This window comes from Methylotenera sp. E1MeOHC1 (assembly GCF_058745595.1).
The window spans coordinates 1,346,458-1,365,635 of sequence record NZ_CP196025.1 but is presented as its reverse complement, the minus strand read 5'-3'; the positions used below and the strand labels follow the sequence as shown (position 1 = coordinate 1,365,635).

Annotated in this window: 8 protein-coding genes, 2 tRNA genes and 4 rRNA genes; 12 read left to right on the top strand and 2 right to left on the bottom strand. The window is 45.4% G+C overall.

Annotated elements, in window-relative coordinates; all coding sequences use genetic code 11:
* Window positions 1–129 precede the first annotated feature (129 nt).
* The 6 genes from rrf (ACSSU7_RS06185) (at window position 130) to rrf (ACSSU7_RS06160) (ending at window position 6,207) form a co-directional block, all read left to right on the top strand.
* Window positions 130–243: ribosomal RNA gene (gene rrf, locus ACSSU7_RS06185) — 5S ribosomal RNA — on the top strand.
* Between the two features lie 575 nt (window positions 244–818).
* Window positions 819–2,356, top strand: a 16S ribosomal RNA gene (locus tag ACSSU7_RS06180).
* A gap of 103 nt (window positions 2,357–2,459) precedes the next feature.
* Window positions 2,460–2,536, top strand: a tRNA-Ile gene (locus ACSSU7_RS06175).
* 15 nt (window positions 2,537–2,551) lie between these two features.
* Window positions 2,552–2,627: transfer RNA gene (locus ACSSU7_RS06170), tRNA-Ala, on the top strand.
* 367 nt (window positions 2,628–2,994) lie between these two features.
* Window positions 2,995–5,890: ribosomal RNA gene (locus ACSSU7_RS06165) — 23S ribosomal RNA — on the top strand.
* A gap of 203 nt (window positions 5,891–6,093) precedes the next feature.
* Window positions 6,094–6,207 (top strand): 5S ribosomal RNA (gene rrf, locus ACSSU7_RS06160).
* The 16S, 23S and 5S rRNA genes sit together here with 2 tRNA genes alongside, the layout of an rRNA operon.
* Window positions 6,208–6,487: 280 nt before the next feature.
* Here the strand turns inward: rrf (ACSSU7_RS06160) and ACSSU7_RS06155 are convergent.
* On the bottom strand, window positions 6,488–6,877 hold the full coding sequence (locus tag ACSSU7_RS06155) for a PilZ domain-containing protein (protein WP_492515710.1): 390 nt from the start codon (window positions 6,875–6,877) through the stop codon (window positions 6,488–6,490).
* A gap of 683 nt (window positions 6,878–7,560) precedes the next feature.
* Between ACSSU7_RS06155 and aceE the strand changes: the two genes are divergently transcribed.
* From aceE to ACSSU7_RS06125, 6 genes are all read left to right on the top strand, one after another.
* Window positions 7,561–10,230, top strand: coding sequence for a pyruvate dehydrogenase (acetyl-transferring), homodimeric type (gene aceE / locus ACSSU7_RS06150; protein ID WP_492515709.1), 2,670 nt, complete (start codon window positions 7,561–7,563; stop codon window positions 10,228–10,230).
* Window positions 10,231–10,242: 12 nt separating this feature from the next.
* Window positions 10,243–11,568: a dihydrolipoyllysine-residue acetyltransferase gene (gene aceF, locus ACSSU7_RS06145; RefSeq protein ID WP_492515708.1), complete on the top strand. Its 1,326-nt coding sequence runs from the start codon at window positions 10,243–10,245 to the stop codon at window positions 11,566–11,568.
* Window positions 11,569–11,933: 365 nt separating this feature from the next.
* Window positions 11,934–14,444, top strand: a complete 2,511-nt coding sequence (locus ACSSU7_RS06140; protein WP_492515707.1) for a sensor domain-containing protein — start codon at window positions 11,934–11,936, stop codon at window positions 14,442–14,444.
* Between the two features lie 253 nt (window positions 14,445–14,697).
* Window positions 14,698–16,464 (top strand): dihydrolipoyl dehydrogenase, encoded by a 1,767-nt coding sequence (gene lpdA / locus ACSSU7_RS06135; protein ID WP_492515706.1) that lies wholly within the window; start codon window positions 14,698–14,700, stop codon window positions 16,462–16,464.
* 94 nt (window positions 16,465–16,558) lie between these two features.
* Window positions 16,559–17,074 (top strand): hypothetical protein, encoded by a 516-nt coding sequence (locus ACSSU7_RS06130; RefSeq protein WP_492515705.1) that lies wholly within the window; start codon window positions 16,559–16,561, stop codon window positions 17,072–17,074.
* Window positions 17,071–18,465 carry an FAD-binding oxidoreductase gene (locus ACSSU7_RS06125; protein ID WP_492515704.1) on the top strand — a complete coding sequence of 465 codons (1,395 nt, stop codon included), beginning with the start codon at window positions 17,071–17,073 and terminating at the stop codon, window positions 18,463–18,465. Before ACSSU7_RS06130 ends, ACSSU7_RS06125 begins: the two co-directional genes overlap by 4 nt.
* 43 nt (window positions 18,466–18,508) lie before the next feature.
* On the opposite strand, the gene ACSSU7_RS06120 is transcribed toward ACSSU7_RS06125, so the two are convergent.
* Entirely contained in the window at window positions 18,509–19,177 is a 669-nt protein-coding gene (locus tag ACSSU7_RS06120) for an SPOR domain-containing protein (RefSeq protein WP_492515703.1), read from the bottom strand.
* Window position 19,178: the final 1 nt, after the last annotated feature.

The following is a 19,178-nucleotide window of genomic DNA, read 5'->3' as shown; positions in this document are numbered from 1 at the left end:
GACCCCATACCTAAAGGTATGAAGACTTTACTTCTTCCAATTTGTTACAGACGCCTCATGAAAATGAGACGGCAACACAGCATAATCGCTTGTGTGTTTGAAGGCTAAACATGCGAGACACCAGTTATGCTTGGCGGCCATAGCGGTTTGGAACCACCCCTTCCCATCTCGAACAGGGCCGTGAAACGAACCAGCGCCAATGATAGTATGCTCCTTGCATGCGAAAGTAGGTCACTGCCAAGCTATTTATACCAAAAACCCCATTACACATGTAGTGGGGTTTTTTATTTATGTAAGCGCCTAATTTTAAGATGTAACAATTATGTAACAGATTAAAAAATAGTGTTTGGATTGGGCTAAGGTGCTGTAGAATGCGCACCTTGCTAACGAAACACTGTTGGCGAAAAGCAGTAGAAGGCGCAGTAAAAAGTACGGTTAATTTTAATTAGTAAATATTACGAAATTAAGGTTGACGGGCGATAAAAGCTCTGTATAATGCGCACCTCGTTAACGCAAAGCGTAACGACGGAAACGAAAAGTTCTTTAACAATATAACAACTGATAAGTGTGGGTGCTTGTGAATGAAGCAGCTGACTTAATCGCAACTAACTTGTTTTAGTGTTTACATTAAAATTTAACTTAGTTGATTGGCATTAAGATCAGACTCAGAAAAACAAGTGCTTACACTTAAATTTATGACAAGATTGTAGTAATACAAACCTTGACAATGAATTTGAGTCATTACTTAATTATCTTAAGTAATAAAGCAAAAGCGAAATAACCACCTCGCAAGAGGAAAAAAGTAATAGTCAGAAATTAAACTGAAGAGTTTGATCCTGGCTCAGATTGAACGCTGGCGGAATGCTTTACACATGCAAGTCGAACGATGATTTCTAGCTTGCTAGAATGATTAGTGGCGAACGGGTGAGTAATGTATCGGAACGTATCCAATAATGGGGGATAACTAATCGAAAGGTTGGCTAATACCGCATACGCCCTACGGGGGAAAGCAGGGGATCTTCGGACCTTGCGTTAATGGAGCGGCCGATATCTGATTAGCTAGTTGGTGAGGTAAAAGCTCACCAAGGCGACGATCAGTAGCTGGTCTGAGAGGACGACCAGCCACACTGGAACTGAGACACGGTCCAGACTCCTACGGGAGGCAGCAGTGGGGAATTTTGGACAATGGGCGAAAGCCTGATCCAGCCATTCCGCGTGAGTGAAGAAGGCCTTCGGGTTGTAAAGCTCTTTCGCAAGGGAAGAAACGATGCAGTCGAATAAACTGTGTTAATGACGGTACCTTGATAAGAAGCACCGGCTAACTACGTGCCAGCAGCCGCGGTAATACGTAGGGTGCAAGCGTTAATCGGAATTACTGGGCGTAAAGCGTGCGCAGGCGGTTTTGTAAGTCAGATGTGAAATCCCCGAGCTCAACTTGGGAACTGCGTTTGAAACTACAAGACTAGAATATGTCAGAGGGGGGTAGAATTCCACGTGTAGCAGTGAAATGCGTAGAGATGTGGAGGAATACCAATGGCGAAGGCAGCCCCCTGGGATAATATTGACGCTCATGCACGAAAGCGTGGGGAGCAAACAGGATTAGATACCCTGGTAGTCCACGCCCTAAACGATGTCTACTAGTTGTTGGTGGAGTAAAATCCATGAGTAACGCAGCTAACGCGTGAAGTAGACCGCCTGGGGAGTACGGTCGCAAGATTAAAACTCAAAGGAATTGACGGGGGCCCGCACAAGCGGTGGATTATGTGGATTAATTCGATGCAACGCGAAAAACCTTACCTGGCCTTGACATGTAACGAACTTTCCAGAGATGGATTGGTGCTCGAAAGAGAACGTTAACACAGGTGCTGCATGGCTGTCGTCAGCTCGTGTCGTGAGATGTTGGGTTAAGTCCCGCAACGAGCGCAACCCTTGCCATTAATTGCCATCATTTAGTTGGGCACTTTAATGGGACTGCCGGTGACAAACCGGAGGAAGGTGGGGATGACGTCAAGTCCTCATGGCCCTTATGGCCAGGGCTTCACACGTAATACAATGGTCGGTACAGAGGGTTGCCAAGCCGCGAGGTGGAGCCAATCCCAGAAAGCCGATCGTAGTCCGGATTGTAGTCTGCAACTCGACTACATGAAGTCGGAATCGCTAGTAATCGCGGATCAGCATGTCGCGGTGAATACGTTCCCGGGCCTTGTACACACCGCCCGTCACACCATGGGAGTGGGTTTTACCAGAAGTAGTTAGTCTAACCGTAAGGAGGACGATTACCACGGTAGTATTCATGACTGGGGTGAAGTCGTAACAAGGTAGCCGTATCGGAAGGTGCGGCTGGATCACCTCCTTTCTAGAGACGTCTTTACTTTGCAAGCATTCACACTTATCAGTTGTTAGTAGTCAGCAGCATCAATGATTGACCAAACATTGGCGGAAACGCTAGTAAACCTTGAGGGTCTGTAGCTCAGCTGGTTAGAGCACCGTCTTGATAAGGCGGGGGTCGATGGTTCGAGTCCATCCAGACCCACCAGATTCACCTGAAAATGGGGGATTAGCTCAGCTGGGAGAGCACCTGCTTTGCAAGCAGGGGGTCAACGGTTCGATCCCGTTATCCTCCACCAAGTATTTGATGCTGTATGTAAGAAATTAGAAGTAAGTGTTACTTTGGTGTTTAAAGCCAAGTGAATATTTACTTCTAGTTTTTAACTAGACTGTTCTTTAACAAAATGGAAGAAGTAAAGTGAATACACATTATTGTGATGATATGTGTGTATTCAAAATGGGTAGTAATTGATTGCAAAATCGAAACATTTTGCTTTAGCTTGAGTTTCAAGAATGAAAGTTCTTAAAAACAAGTGAAGTAAAATAAACCAGTTAATGTTGTATAACCTTGCAGCATTAACGAAGTTGCTTTAGAAAAGCCTATGACGGATGTCTCATGCATCATGGGATCTGAATTTAAAAAGGGTTCAGGTTTTAACGTTATAGGATCAAGCGAATAAGTGCATATGGTGGATGCCTTGGCGATTACAGGCGATGAAGGACGTGATAGCCTGCGTAAAGTTTCGGGGAGCTGGCAAATAAGCTTTGATCCGGAAATGTCCGAATGGGGAAACCCACCCGCAAGGGTAACCGCTCCTGAATATATAGGGAGATGGTGGCAAACCGAGTGAACTGAAACATCTAAGTAGCTCGAGGAAAAGAAATCAACCGAGATTCCGTAAGTAGTGGCGAGCGAACATGGAATAGCCTGTTATTTTTAGCACATGCGATAGTAGAACGGAATGGAAAGTCCGGCCATAGAGGGTGATAGCCCCTTATACGAAATCCCGTGTGTGGAACTAGGGTAACGACAAGTAGGGCGGGGCACGAGAAACCTTGTCTGAACATGGGGGGACCATCCTCCAAGGCTAAATACTCGTAATCGACCGATAGTGAACCAGTACCGTGAGGGAAAGGCGAAAAGAACCCCGGGAGGGGAGTGAAATAGATCCTGAAACCGTATGCATACAAACAGTGGGAGCGGACTTGTTCCGTGACTGCGTACCTTTTGTATAATGGGTCAGCGACTTACATTCAGTAGCAAGCTTAACCGATAGGGGAGGCGTAGCGAAAGCGAGTCCGAATAGGGCGTCTAGTTGCTGGGTGTAGACCCGAAACCAAGTGATCTATCCATGGCCAGGATGAAGGTGCCGTAACAGGTACTGGAGGTCCGAACCCACAAATGTTGAAAAATTTGGGGATGAGCTGTGGATAGGGGTGAAAGGCTAAACAAACTTGGAAATAGCTGGTTCTCTCCGAAAACTATTTAGGTAGTGCCTCGTATATCATTCTCGGGGGTAGAGCACTGTTATGGCTAGGGGGTTCATAAGAACTTACCAAACCATTGCAAACTCCGAATACTGAGAAATGCAATTACGGGAGACAGACCATGGGTGCTAACGTCCGTGGTCAAGAGGGAAACAACCCAGACCGACAGCTAAGGTCCCAAATGACGTGCTAAGTGGAAAACGAAGTGGGAAGGCATAGACAGCCAGGATGTTGGCTTAGAAGCAGCCATCATTTAAAGAAAGCGTAATAGCTCACTGGTCGAGTCGTCCTGCGCGGAAGATGTAACGGGGCTAAGCACGTAACCGAAGCTTCGGATGCTACATTCTTCGGAATGTATGCATGGTAGGAGAGCGTTCTGTAGGCCTGCGAAGGTGTTCTGTGAGGAATGCTGGAGGTATCAGAAGTGCGAATGCTGACATGAGTAGCGATAAAGGGAGTGAAAAGCTCCCTCGCCGAAAACCCAAGGTTTCCTGCGCAACGTTCATCGGCGCAGGGTGAGTCGGCCCCTAAGGTGAGGCAGAGATGCGTAGCTGATGGGAAACAGGTTAATATTCCTGTACCTGTATACAATGCGATGTGGGGACGGAGAAGGTTAGGTCAGCCGGGTGTTGGATGTCCCGGTTCAAGCGTGTAGGCAGATTCTTTAGGCAAATCCGGAGAGTCGTTAATGCCAAGGCGTGATAACGAGCGTACTTGTACGTGAAGTGATTGATACCATGCTTCCAAGAAAAGCCACTAAGCTTCAGTTGTATAGAGACCGTACCGCAAACCGACACAGGTGGGTAGGATGAGAATTCTAAGGCGCTTGAGAGAACCCGGGAGAAGGAACTCGGCAAATTAGCACCGTAACTTCGGGAGAAGGTGCGCCCCGGTAGAGTGTAGAGACTTGCTCTCGAAGCTCGATGGGGTTGCAGTGAAAAGGTGGCTGCGACTGTTTAATAAAAACACAGCACTCTGCAAACACGAAAGTGGACGTATAGGGTGTGACGCCTGCCCGGTGCTGGAAGATTAAATGATGGGGTGCAAGCTCTTGATTGAAGTCCCAGTAAACGGCGGCCGTAACTATAACGGTCCTAAGGTAGCGAAATTCCTTGTCGGGTAAGTTCCGACCCGCACGAATGGCGTAACGATGGCCACACTGTCTCCTCTCGGGACTCAGCGAAGTTGAAATGTTTGTGAAGATGCAATCTACCCGCGGCTAGACGGAAAGACCCCATGAACCTTTACTGTAGCTTTACATTGGACTTTGACAAGATTTGTGTAGGATAGGTGGGAGACTATGAAGCGGTGTCGCTAGATATCGTGGAGTCAACCTTGAAATACCACCCTGATGTTGTTGAGGTTCTAACCTAGGTCCGTAATCCGGACTGGGGACCGTGTATGGTGGGCAGTTTGACTGGGGCGGTCTCCTCCCAAAGAGTAACGGAGGAGTGCGAAGGTAACCTAGGTACGGTCGGAAATCGTACTGATAGTGCAATGGCATAAGGTTGCTTGACTGCGAGACGGACAGGTCGAGCAGGTGCGAAAGCAGGTCATAGTGATCCGGTGGTTCTGTATGGAAGGGCCATCGCTCAACGGATAAAAGGTACTCTGGGGATAACAGGCTGATTCCTCCCAAGAGTTCATATCGACGGGGGAGTTTGGCACCTCGATGTCGGCTCATCACATCCTGGGGCTGTAGCCGGTCCCAAGGGTATGGCTGTTCGCCATTTAAAGTGGTACGTGAGCTGGGTTTAAAACGTCGTGAGACAGTTTGGTCCCTATCTGCCGTGGGCGTTGGAAATTTGAAGGGACCTGCTCCTAGTACGAGAGGACCGGAGTGGACAGATCTCTGGTGGACCGGTTATCACGCCAGTGGTATAGCCGGGTAGCTAAATCTGGAAGAGATAAACGCTGAAAGCATCTAAGCGTGAAACTCGCCTTGAGATGAGATTTCCCTGGGGGTTTAACCCCCCTAAAGAGTCGTTCGAGACCAGGACGTTGATAGGACGGATGTGGAAGCGCAGTAATGCGTTAAGCTGACCGTTACTAATTGCTCGTGAGGCTTGATCCTATAACCTTAAAACTTGAAGCAATTCGAGATTAATGGTTGTTTTAAAGCTAGATAATGTAATCAATACCCCGTTTGACCCCATACCTAAAGGTATGAAGACTTTACTTCTTCCAATTTGTTACAGACGCCTCATGAAAATGAGACGGCAACACAGCATAATCGCTTGTGTGTTTGAAGGCTAAACATGCGAGACACCAGTTATGCTTGGCGGCCATAGCGGTTTGGAACCACCCCTTCCCATCTCGAACAGGGCCGTGAAACGAACCAGCGCCAATGATAGTATGCTCCTTGCATGCGAAAGTAGGTCACTGCCAAGCTATTTATACCAAAAACCCCATTACACATGTAGTGGGGTTTTTTTACGTCTGTACGCATGCAGCAATGTTGCTACGGTTCAGACCTCTCTATCAAGACTAGCCATCTGCATCGACTCACGCATTAGGTGACTAAGTTAGCACTTTCTGTATGGGCGACACTATAGGTTCAATAGGTGCTGAAGTCGGCTTCAATTGAGTATATTTATATGATTGGCGAAGTAGAAGCCTGTTGTATTGGCTATTTGCATTAGGTCGGATGTGTACCTCACTGTCTGCAGCACTACATTTTCATTTTTATGTTATTTAACATGTGGCTGAGTTCAGTACTTAATAGACTTTCACTGCCGGTATTGAGTAAAATCAGCTTTCGTAAGCTTGTCATACTGTCTACATCCATATGTAAGGCTTCTAGCCCGATGAGGCAACCTTCATGATGAACAACTTTTCCTTGCATTGTGATTTTTTCACCATTGCTACCAAGTGTGAGTGTCATGACGCAGCTGCGGAGCTGTATAAAGCCCGTAATGGGCTTGTCAGTTTCAACTAATGCGCCTTTGAGTGATATATCGAGTAATTGGGCTGTGTGAATATCATCTAATAAACGGATGTTAAGTTGGACGGTGGCATCGAAATGAATGCGTGAATAGTGTCTGGACTCATTGATAAGCATACGTACTCTCCTATAGCCACATACATGAAAAGAATAGTTTTACTTAGCTCTATATTGTTAATATACGCTTATCACTGATTTAAAGCACATGTATCTAACATACATTTCATCAATAGGTTTATTAGTCTCTTCACCTTGCGCTTTTAATGATTGGTTTATGCCCTTAACACAGGTTAAAAACTAGATTGTTTGTGCGAGAGCATGGTGCTAGATCAGTTAAGTTTGCTCACGATGCATTTAATTTTATTTTTTGTGTTTGGAGTAATTTAATTTGGGGGTTTTTGCTGAATGTATCGTTAACGAATCGTGCTTTAATGCCGTTGGTTAGTTGTGATTAGATGGTATTTTATGCTTAATTTAATGCATTTTTAGCGACAATGGCTACATTTTTAAGTAACTTAATTAATATGTAAAAGGTCTTAACTCTTATAGTAAATGTGGTGATTATGTATATGATATATGTGCAAAATGCTTAAAAAACACGACTAAACTTGACCAAAACCACTAAAAAAGACACACTACTGTTTTATAAAAAATTAAATTACAACGCATTTTGAATGCGCGGTATTTCAGACACGCTGTATTTGCTTTTGTTTCCTGAGTCGATTGATGATTACACCAGAGATGTTAGGTGTAATACGACTAAACAAGTAGGCAAATGCGGCTCACGGAGCTACAACTGAATGTCATTGAACACACCTTTGAATAATCCCGATATTGATAGTCAAGAAACTCAAGAGTGGCTTGATGCTTTAATGGCCGTTATTGAAAATGAGGGCACAGAGCGTGCGCATTTCTTACTTGAGGCGATGATTGATAAAGCGCGTCGCTCAGGTAGTAACTTACCTTATAAAGCAACAACAGCGTATTTAAATACGATTCCTACACATTTACAGGCAAAGTTGCCTGGCGACCCAGAAATGGAGCGTAGAGTACGTGCATTAGTGCGCTGGAATGCAGTGATGACTGTGTTGCGTGCGAATGAGAAGTCACCTGGTGTAGGCGGGCATATTGCAAGCTTCCAGTCAGCAGCTACTCTGTATGACACTGGCTTTAACTATTTCTTCCGTGCGCCGAATGAAAACTTTGGTGGTGACTGCGTCTATTTCCAAGGCCACTCATCACCTGGTGTGTATGCACGTGCATTCTTAGAAGGCCGTATTACAGAAGAGCAGATGGATAACTTCCGTCAGGAAACTGGCGGCAATGGTTTACCTAGCTACCCACACCCTTGGTTAATGCCAGATTTTTGGCAATTCCCTACGGTGTCTATGGGCTTAGGGCCTTTAGCTGGTATTTACCAAGCGCGTTTCTTGAAGTATATCCATGATCGCGGTATTGCTGATACTAGCGACCGTAAAGTATGGGTGTTCTGTGGTGATGGTGAGATGGATGAGCCTGAGTCATTAGGTGCGATTTCATTAGCGAGCCGTGAAAAACTAGATAACTTGATTTTTGTGATTAACTGTAACTTGCAGCGCTTGGATGGTCCAGTGCGCGGTAACGGCAAAATCATCCAAGAGTTGGAGTCAGACTTCCGTGGCTCTGGCTGGAACGTATTGAAAGTAGTTTGGGGCTCTTACTGGGATCCTTTATTGGCGATGGATAAAGATGGCTTGCTCAAAAAACGCATGGAAGAGTGCGTGGATGGCGAGTACCAAAACTTTAAACAAAAAGGTGGCGCGTATACACGTGAGCACTTCTTTGGTAAATATCCAGAGTTGAAAGAAATGGTTGCGGCCATGAGTGACCAGGATATCTGGCGCTTGAACCGTGGCGGTCATGACCCACATAAAGTATTTGCTGCTTACAATGCCGCAGTAAATCATAAAGGTCAGCCAACTGTAATTTTAGCTAAAACTGTTAAAGGTTACGGTATGGGCGATGCTGGTGAGGGTCAAAACACCACACACCAACAAAAAAGCATGGATATTGAGTCACTTAAAAAATTCCGTGATCGCTTTGACTTGCCAATCACAGATGAGCAGGTTGAGAGCTTGAGTTTCTACAAACCAGCTGAAGATTCACCTGAAATGAAATACATGGCATCACGCCGTGAAGCGATGGGCGGCTTTGTGCCACAACGTCGCCGTAAAGGTAATGAGCTTACTGTGCCTGCATTGTCTGCATTTGAAAATATGCTGACGGCTACTGGCGACCGTGAAATTTCTACCACCATGGCATTTGTACGTATTTTATCTACCTTGGTGCGTGATAAGCAGATCGGTAAGTATGTCGTACCTATCGTCCCGGATGAAGCGCGTACTTTTGGTATGGAAGGTATGTTCCGCCAGTTGGGTATCTACGCGAGCCAAGGTCAGTTATATGAGCCACAAGACTCAGACCAAGTGATGTTCTACAAAGAGTCAAAAGACGGTCAGATTCTTGAAGAGGGTATTAACGAGGCGGGTTCGTTCTCAAGCTGGCTAGCTGCTGCAACGTCATACTCTGTGACTGGCGTGCAGATGATTCCGTTCTACATTTACTACTCTATGTTTGGTTTCCAACGTGTTGGCGACTTGGCTTGGATGGCTGGTGACTCACGTGCGCGTGGTTTCTTGTTAGGTGCGACGGCAGGCCGTACTACATTGAATGGTGAAGGTTTGCAGCATGAAGATGGCCATAGCCATTTGATGTCGGCAACGATTCCGAATTGTATTTCTTATGACCCAACATTCTCTTATGAGTTGGCCGTGATCATTCAAGAAGGCTTGCGCCGCATGGTGCAAAACCAAGAGGACGTGTATTACTACATTACCCTGATGAATGAGAACTATAGCCATCCAGCAATGCCTGAAGGCAGTGCTGACGGTATCCTTAAAGGGATGTATAGCTTTAGCAAATCTAAAGCTAAGGGTGAAAAAGTGCAGTTGATGGGTAGTGGTGTGATTCTACGTGAAGTGATTGCCGCTGCTGAATTGTTGGAAAAGGACTGGGGCATCTCTGCTGACGTGTGGAGCGTACCTAGCTTTACCGAGCTACGTCGTGAAGGCCTGGAGTGTGATCGCTGGAATATGCTAAATCCGGAAAAGCCGCAAAAAGTGAGCTATGTTGCTGCTAGCTTAAAAGATGCGACAGGCCCTGTGATTGCATCTACTGACTACATGAAGAGCTTTGCTGAGCAAATCCAACGTTTTGTACCAAACAAATTTGTAGCGCTGGGTACGGATGGTTTTGGTCGTTCAGATAGCCGCGAAGCATTGCGCGACTTCTTTGAAGTGAATCGCTACTATGTAGTTGTTGCGGCGCTAAAAGCGTTGAGTGATGAAGGTAAGTTGCCAGTTGCTAAAGCGGCTGAAGCCGTTAAAAAATACAGTTTGGATGCTAATAAGCCAAACCCAACGACAGTTTAAGGATACGCATAGATGGCAGTTCAAGATATTTTTGTCCCGGATATCGGTAATTTCGATAGCGTGGATGTAATTGAAGTATTAATTAAAGCTGGTGATGTGATTGCCAAAGATGACTCCTTGATTACTGTAGAGTCAGATAAAGCTTCTATGGATATTCCTGCGCCTTTCGCTGGTGTTGTGAAAGAAGTGAAAATCAAGGTTGGTGACAAAGCGGCTCAAGGTACATTGTTAATCACAATGGACGTGAGCGATGCTGCACCAGCTGCCGAGGCTAAACCTGCTGTGGCACCTGCGGTTGTGGAAGCGCCAAAGGCGGTGATTCCTGAGCCAACTAGACCTGCGCCAGAGCCACCAAAACCAGTGCAGCCAGCACAACAGCCAGTACCTGTAGCTGAAAGTGTTGTTGTCGCTTCAGGCAAGCTTTCACATGCGAGCCCATCAATCCGTAAGTTTGCGCGTGAGTTGGGCGTGAACTTGGCCTTGGTAAGCGGTACAGGCGCTAAGAATCGTATTTTACAAAGTGATGTACAAGCCTATGTGAAAGGTGAGTTAGCAAAACCACGTACGGAAAACATGGCGGCTGGTGTCAATGGTTTAGCTACATTGCCAATGCCAGTGATTGACTTTAGTAAGTTCGGTGCGATTGAGACTAAGTCCTTATCACGTATTAAGAAACTTTCTGGCGCAAACTTGCACCGTAACTGGGTAACTGCACCACATGTGACACAGTTTGATGAGGCAGATATTACGGATCTGGAAGATTTCCGTAAGTCTATGCAGGCCGATGCTGAGAAGCGTGGCGTTAAACTGACGATGTTGGCGTTTTTAATTAAAGCCTCAGTCAATGCATTAAAAGCTTATCCTAATTTCAATGCTTCACTTTCTCCTGATGGTGATAACTTGATATTGAAAAACTATTTCAATATCGGTTTTGCCTGTGACACACCTGATGGTTTGGTGGTGCCAGTGGTGCGTGATGTGCATCAAAAAGATGTGCTGGATATTGCGCGTGACTTGATGGATTTATCTGCAAAAGCACGTGAGCGCAAGCTAAAAGTAGAAGAGATGCAGGGTGGCTGCTTCACTATCTCAAGTCTTGGCGGTATTGGCGGTACGATGTTTACGCCTATCATCAATTGCCCAGAGGTGGCGATTTTAGGTGTTTCACGTTCGTCTATGCAGCCTGTATATAACAAAGACACTAATGGCTTTGAGCCGCGCTTGATTTTGCCGATGTCATTGTCGTATGACCATCGTGTGATTGATGGTGCCGATGGCGCGCGCTTTACTAGCCATATGCGTATGATGTTAAGTGATGTGCGTAGACTATTGCTGTAGTTAACTGAGTAGTTTTGAGTGCCTTGCGTTTGCTGTTAGGCACCATCAAAAAAAGGACTGATTTCTGTAGATACAGAACAGTCCTTTTTTTATTTTTATAATCGCGATATTGATATCAGAAGCGATTCTGTGGTCTAGATTGCGTGGAAGGACTACTAATTTTTAAAATTTAAATAGCTATAAATCTAATTTATCGCTTTACGATTATCTACATGGGGATATAGACTAAAACAAAAGTGTATTTTAGATGTTGTAATGTTGCATTTAAGTGACTGATACCACGTAGCTTGTGGCTACTTATCATAGTTGTAGATTTCTCAATGGATGTGCATTCTTAGTAATGAACTGGTAATCGAGAGGGTAATATGGAGTGGTTTGGTCAAACATTAGGGGGGCAGTCATTGCTTCCTCATGGATATTGCCTTACATGGAATCCGTCCTTGCTTTGGACGCTGGTGGTTTCAGATGCGGTGATTGCACTATCCTATTTTTCAATTCCTTTTGCATTATGGTACTTTGCAAAAAAACGTCCAGATATTCCATATAGATGGTTAATGGTTGTGTTCGGGGTGTTTATTGTTGCGTGTGGTGTCACACACATTTTTGACATTCTAAACATATGGCATCCCTCTTACTGGGCAAGCGCATACGCCAAAGCTTTTACCGCTATCGTTTCTTTTGCTACCGCTATTGCACTTTGGTGCATTATGCCTTTAGCGCTTAGAGCCCCTTCTGCACAAAGCTTACAATTGCTCAATCAAGAGTTAGCACGTTCACATGCTGAGCTAGAAACTCGGGTGCAGCAGAGAACCGCTGAGTTAACCTCTGCCTTAAGCCAAAGCCGTCGTTTGAGTGAGGCGTTGGATCATATCCCCGCTTTTGTATACATTAAGGATATCAACGGTAAGTATGTTTATGCAAATCGCATGACATTAGACTTTTTTAAGTGCTCAGTTGATGAGTTGGTGCAGATAGATGAGAGTAAATACTTCTCAGCAAAAACGCTTGCCAGAATTAGGGATGTTGATAAAAGAGTTTTAGAGCGTGGGGAGGATGCTAGCGAAGAGATTGAAGCAATTTCTGACGATGATAAAAAACGTACTTTCTTGCAAATCAAAACCCCGATTTATGAAGAGGACGTGGGCCGTAGCATTGGCGGCTTATGTGGAATTTCTACAGATATTACTGACCTTAAAAATGCTGAGATATCGTTGCGCATCGCGGCTACTGCATTTGAATCCTCAGATGGTATCTTAATCACAGATGCCGACTGCTCGATTCTGCAGGTTAATCCTGCCTTTACTGCAATCACAGGCTATTCTGCCGAAGATGTGGTTGGTAGAAATCCTAATATATTAAGCTCCGGCCGGCATGACCGTCTGTTTTATCAGGCGATGTGGGATAGAGTTAATACCACAGGTACATGGTGCGGAGAGATATGGAATCGACGCAAAAATGGCGAAATTTACCCAGAGCGTATCACCATCTCAGAGGTGAAAGACAACGACGGTAAAGTCACCAACTACGTGTCTGTGTTTACAGATATTAGCGAGAGTAAGGCCTCATCTGAGCAAATTGAGCATTTGGCATTTTATGACCCATTAACGAACCTGCCTAACCGCTTGCTGTTGCTGGATCGTGTGCGACAGGCATTTTCTTCCAGTAGCCGTACTGGCAAAAAAGGTGCATTGCTGTTTGTTGATTTGGATCACTTTAAGGTGCTTAACGACACATTAGGCCATAGCACCGGTGATTTGCTGTTGAAGCTGCAAGCTGAGCGCTTGAGCCATTGTGTGCGGGCAGGTGATACCGTGGCGCGTTTTGGTGGTGACGAGTTTGTTGTTGTGCTTGAGGATCTAGACCGAAATGCGACCGATGCTGCAGCGATTGCGGAGCAAATTGGCAATAAAATACTATCAACTTTACATGAGCCATGCCTGTTTGGTACACACCAATATCAAAGTACTTCTAGTATCGGTATCACTTTATTTAGCGGCGATGAACATGAGATTGAGGACTTGCTGAAGCAAGCGGATATTTCTATGTATCAAGCGAAAAAAGCTGGCAGAAATACACTGCGCTTCTTTGACCCAGCCATGCAGGAAAAACTAAGTGTGCGAGCAAGCTTGGAAAGTGAGTTGAGATATGCAATTGAGAAGCATCAACTTGCACTTTATTACCAAGTACAAGTGGATGATAATCAGCGCATGGTTGGTGCGGAGGCATTAATTCGCTGGATACACCCTGAGCGGGGTATTGTATCTCCAGTGGATTTTATTCCGATTGCAGAGGAAAGTTCATTAATTTTAGATGTTGGACATTGGGTGATTGATACTGCTTGCAAGCAATTGGCCGATTGGGCAAAAAGTGCTGAGAAGAAGCATTTAATGATTGCTGTGAATGTGAGTGCGCATCAGTTTAGAGCGCTGGACTTTGTGCAATCTGTGCATCAAGCAATTGATCTACATAAGATTGATGCGTCTCGTTTGAAGCTGGAGTTAACCGAGAGTGTGATTTTAGAAGATGTAGATGAGGTGATTGCGAAAATGCACGCCCTCAAAGCACTGGGCGTTAGGTTGTCGCTAGATGACTTTGGTACAGGCTACTCTTCGCTTTCTTATCTGAAAAAGCTGCCGCTTGATCAGGTGAAGATTGATCAGAGTTTTGTGCGGGATTTGGCCTATGACCCTAACGATGCCATCATGGTGAAGACGATTATCGACTTGGCGAACAACTTCCGTATCAATGTGATTGCAGAGGGCGTAGAAACCGAGCTTGAGTTGGAAATTTTGAAAGATTATGGATGCAGGCTTTATCAGGGCTATTTGTTTGGCAAACCTGTTCCTATCGAGCAGTTCCAATTTTCTCTTGCCTAATCGTTAATTTGTAGTCTGCCTTATCACGCCCTCAATGGCACACAGGCCATCCATAGATGCAGTTGAGGGCGCTCTAAACCGCTAATTGCGTTTTAGCCACGTTTCCCTTTGCTTAGCTTCGGCACTCAGTATCAGCATAATACTGTTTAGATTTTGCTGCATCGCAGCAAGGTTATTGCATGTTAGTAGGCGATAAAATGAGAGGTTTGATGTTAAAATTGCAACAAATAACCAAAGTTTACAAAGGGTGTGCATGAGTAATTTAGTTGAAGTATTGGTGCCGGATATCGGTAACTTTGATAGTGTTGATGTGATTGAAGTGCTTGTTAAGGCTGGTGACACAATTGCTAAAGAAGATTCTTTGATTACTGTAGAGTCTGATAAAGCGTCTATGGATATTCCATCTTCACATGCTGGTGTTGTAAAAGAAATTAAAGTTAAAGTTGGTGACAAGGTAGCAAAAGGCTCACTAATCTTATCAGTAGAGGCTGCTGAAGCAGTCGTGCAAGTTAAAGCTGAGGCACCTGCTCCTGTTGTGGCTCCTGTGGCGACCCCAAGTGCAGCACCGGTTGCGGCTGTTGCAGTTGGCAATAGCGATATCAATACACAGGTTGTGGTGTTAGGTAGCGGCCCAGGCGGCTATACCGCAGCTTTCCGCGCGGCAGATTTAGGCAAGCAAGTAGTGCTAATTGAGCGCTACGCGACATTAGGCGGCGTTTGTTTGAACGTAGGCTGTATTCCATCTAAAGCCTTACTGCACACTGCAAAAGTGATTACAGAAGCAGAAGAGTCTAGCCATCATGGTGTGAAGTTTGGTGCGCCGCAAGTGGACTTGGATCAATTGCGCAGCTGGAAAGCCAACGATGTGGTTGGTAAGTTGACCGGCGGCTTAGCCGCAATGGCGAAGCAGCGTAATGTGACTGTGGTGCAAGGGGTGGGCAAGTTTACCAGCGCGAACCAAATTGCGGTAACCGCAGAAGATGGCAAAGTAACAACGGTAGGCTTTGAAAACGCGATTATTGCTGCCGGCTCACAAGCGACTAAGTTCCCGGGTGTTGAAGCCGATGAGCGCATTATGGATTCAACCGGCGCCTTGGCGTTAGCTGATGTGCCTAAACGTATGCTTGTGATTGGCGGCGGCATTATCGGTCTTGAAATGGGTACCGTATATGATGCGTTAGGCTCAAAAGTAAGTGTGGTTGAATTTACCGATGGCCTGATTCAAGGTTGTGACCGTGATTTAGTGCGTCCATTACAAAAACGTATGGAAAAACGTTTTGAAGCGATTATGCTTAATACCAAAGTGGCGAAGATGGAGCCTAAGGCAGACGGTATTCATGTCACCTTTGAAGGTGTGAATGGTAATGAGGATGCACCTAAGGGTGTTGAAGTGTATGACCGCGTATTGGTGTCAATTGGTCGTCGCCCAAATGGTAAAAACATCGGTGCGGAAAACGCAGGGGTGGCCGTGGATGATTATGGCTTTATCAATGTGGATAAACAAATGCGTACCAATGTGCCGCACATTTTTGCGATTGGCGATATTGTCGGTCAACCAATGTTGGCACACAAAGCAACCCATGAAGCTAAAGTAGCGGCGGAAGTGATTGCCGGTGAAAAAGTAGAGTTTGTTGCATCAGTGATTCCATCTGTTGCCTATACAGACCCTGAGGTAGCATGGGTTGGCGTAACGGAGATTGAAGCCAAGGCCAAAGGCATTGCTATTGAGAAGGCAAGCTTCCCATGGGCGGCAAGTGGCCGTGCGTTATCGATTGCACGTACTGAAGGTGCAACCAAGCTGATATTTGATAAAGAAAGCCATCGCTTAATTGGCGCAGGGATTGTTGGGGTAAATGCTGGCGAGCTATTGGCCGAGGCAGTATTGGCGATTGAAATGGGCGCAGATGCACATGATTTAGGCTTAACTATCCATGCTCACCCAACTTTATCTGAAACCGTGTGTTTCGCGGCAGAGATGAAAGAGGGCACGATTACCGATTTGTATATCAAAAAACGCTAGAATCTTAAGCGTTAGTATCTTAAATTGTTTCAACGCCTAACTAGCCTGACATATTGATATGTCAGGCTAGTTTTAATTCAAGAAGGCCATGCCAATGAAGAAGTTATTTCAATATAGTTCTCTAGCGCTGACGGTCATGATGTTTAGTGGCTGTGCATCACTCACTAAAGACACCTATCAACGTATGCAGATAGAGACTTATTCAAAAAACAATTCTTTTGTTAGTAACGCTAAATGCAGAGCTAAAAATGAGTATGGTGATTGGGTTGCTTTTACCTCGGGGACACTTACCATACATCGTTCTGATCAGAATTTATTAATCAGTTGTGAAAAAGAGGGTGAAGCGACTGGATATGCGACAGTGATATCACGCGCCAATAACGGTATGTACGGTAATATACTTTTACTTGGTGGTCTTGGTGTTGGTGCAATTATAGATCGTCAGAACGGAACTGCTTACAGTTATCCCGACTGGATTAGAGTGATAATGGGTGATAGTTTAGTGTTTGATCGTAAGAATAATGAAAAGGATCAGGTGATGCTTGGTAGTCCACCAGTACCGAACGATAAAAAAACCTTAGTAGAAAATGTCCTAAATTACCTACCATGACCAACACATCTTATGCAGCAACCGCTAGCGACGCTTTTTTAAGTGAACTGCAATCAGTTTTACCAAAAGAAAGGGTCTATACCGACCCTGTAGATTGCTATGCCTATGCTTACGATAACTCGCGTAATTATCATAGCCCTATCGCTGTTGTTTTCCCGCTCACCATAGAAGAAGTGCAAAGTGTCATCGTACTTTGTAATGCGCATAAAATACCTGTGGTGCCACGTGGGCGTGGTACTGGTACTGCTGGCGGCAGCGTGCCTGAAATGGGTGGCGTTGCGCTTTCATTGGAGCGTATGGATAAAATTATTAGTATCGACCCTGATAATCGTATGGCGATTGTTGAGCCGGGCGTGCTGAACCAAGTGTTGCAAGATGAGATTAAACCGATTGGTTTTTTTTGGCCACCAGACCCCTCGAGCGCTGCGTATTGCAGCATAGGTGGCAATCTGGCGACTTGTGCCGCGGGGCCGCATGCGGTGAAATACGGTGTGGCGCGCGACCATATTCTGGGCTTAAAAGCCGTGACCGGCAAAGGTGAAATCATTAAAACCGGCTGTTATACCAGTAAGGGCGTAGTAGGTTACGACCTTACTCGTTTGTTGGTAGGGTCTGAGGGCACATTGGCTGTGATTTGTGAGGCGACTTTGAAGTTGACGCCTCTGCCTAAGTTTACAGGCGGCATTACTGCAGAGTTTGTAGATACTGAAAGCTGTGCCAAAGCGATTGCTGCCATTATGGCGCAGCCTTATACCCCGAGCGCTTTAGAGTTTTTAGATAACGGTGCGTTAACATTGATTCGTGGCCGCCATCAAAACTTATTGCCTGAAAATGCACGCGCTTACTTGATGATTGAGGTTGATGGCTCGCAGCAGGAGATTGCTGAAGCCACGGATGCTATTTTGCAGGCATGCCAAGTAACTGGCCTGATTGAGGCTAAGCCAGCGCATGATACTAAAGCGTTGTGGGCTGCACGCAAGGCATTGTCACCTTTACTAAAGGACATTGCGCCTAAAAAGATTAATGAAGATATTGCCGTGCCGGTTTCTCATCTGCCTGCGTTACTGACTGGCTTAGAGCAGCTTGCGGCGCAGCATCAAATCTCAAATGTGAATTTTGGCCATGCGGGCAATGGCAATATTCACGTGAATTTGCTGGTGAATCCAGATAATGCTGATGAGATGAAACGTGCTTATCAGTGTTTAGATGAGGTGTTTAGCCTGGTGCTGTCGCTACAAGGTACCTTGTCTGGCGAGCATGGCGTAGGCATGGCAAAACGCCCCTTTGTGCCGCGTGAGATTGATGCAACAACCATAGGCGTGATGAAGTCGCTTAAGCTGACTTTTGACCCGAACAATGTGTTAAATCCGGGCAAGCTGTTCCCTGCATAATTTAATCATGCCTGAGGGGTAACGGCAGATTGGGTGAAGAGGCTTAAGTCGCGCTGCAGCTAACTTCTTTAAGTTCTGCTGCCGGAAAGCTTGGTTTTAGCTTTTTGATCTCTGCCACTTCATTTTCAGTCAGGTTTTTGAGTAGCAGGCTGGAATAGCTTTTACCTTGGTTACGTAAAGACTTTTCTACGTTTTTAATCCCTTTGGCCTGCAGCTCTTTTTGTAAGTGGATGGCTAATTGCTCATCACTAAAAATACCAAATGAAATTGCATTTTTCCATTTAGGCTCCTGCACCACAAATACGTCGGTTATGCCCTGTGCTTTAAACTCAGCAGCTTTTTTGAACGCCTCGGCGGTTGTTTTAAATGGCGGCCTGTACACCCAAAATCGTTTAGATTCTTGTATGGGTTGCTCTTTCACTGTGGCTTGTAGTGATAGCTTGCCTAGCTCACCTTGCGCATTAGCGATGTTGGCATCTGAAAATACGCTCCATTCAAAACAAACGTCGGCCACAGGCTCAGGCTTAATCACTGCAACTTTCTGTTCTTTTTTGCTCAGTGCATCAATTTGCTGTTGAGATAATACTTTGATTTTCTCCGGTGAAATCTCTGCCTGTTGCGTTGGGGCTGGTTTGGGTAATACTACGTCACGATTGAAATAGCCAAATAACCCAATGTTAATGAATGCTAGTAGCCAAAAAAGGTATTTCATG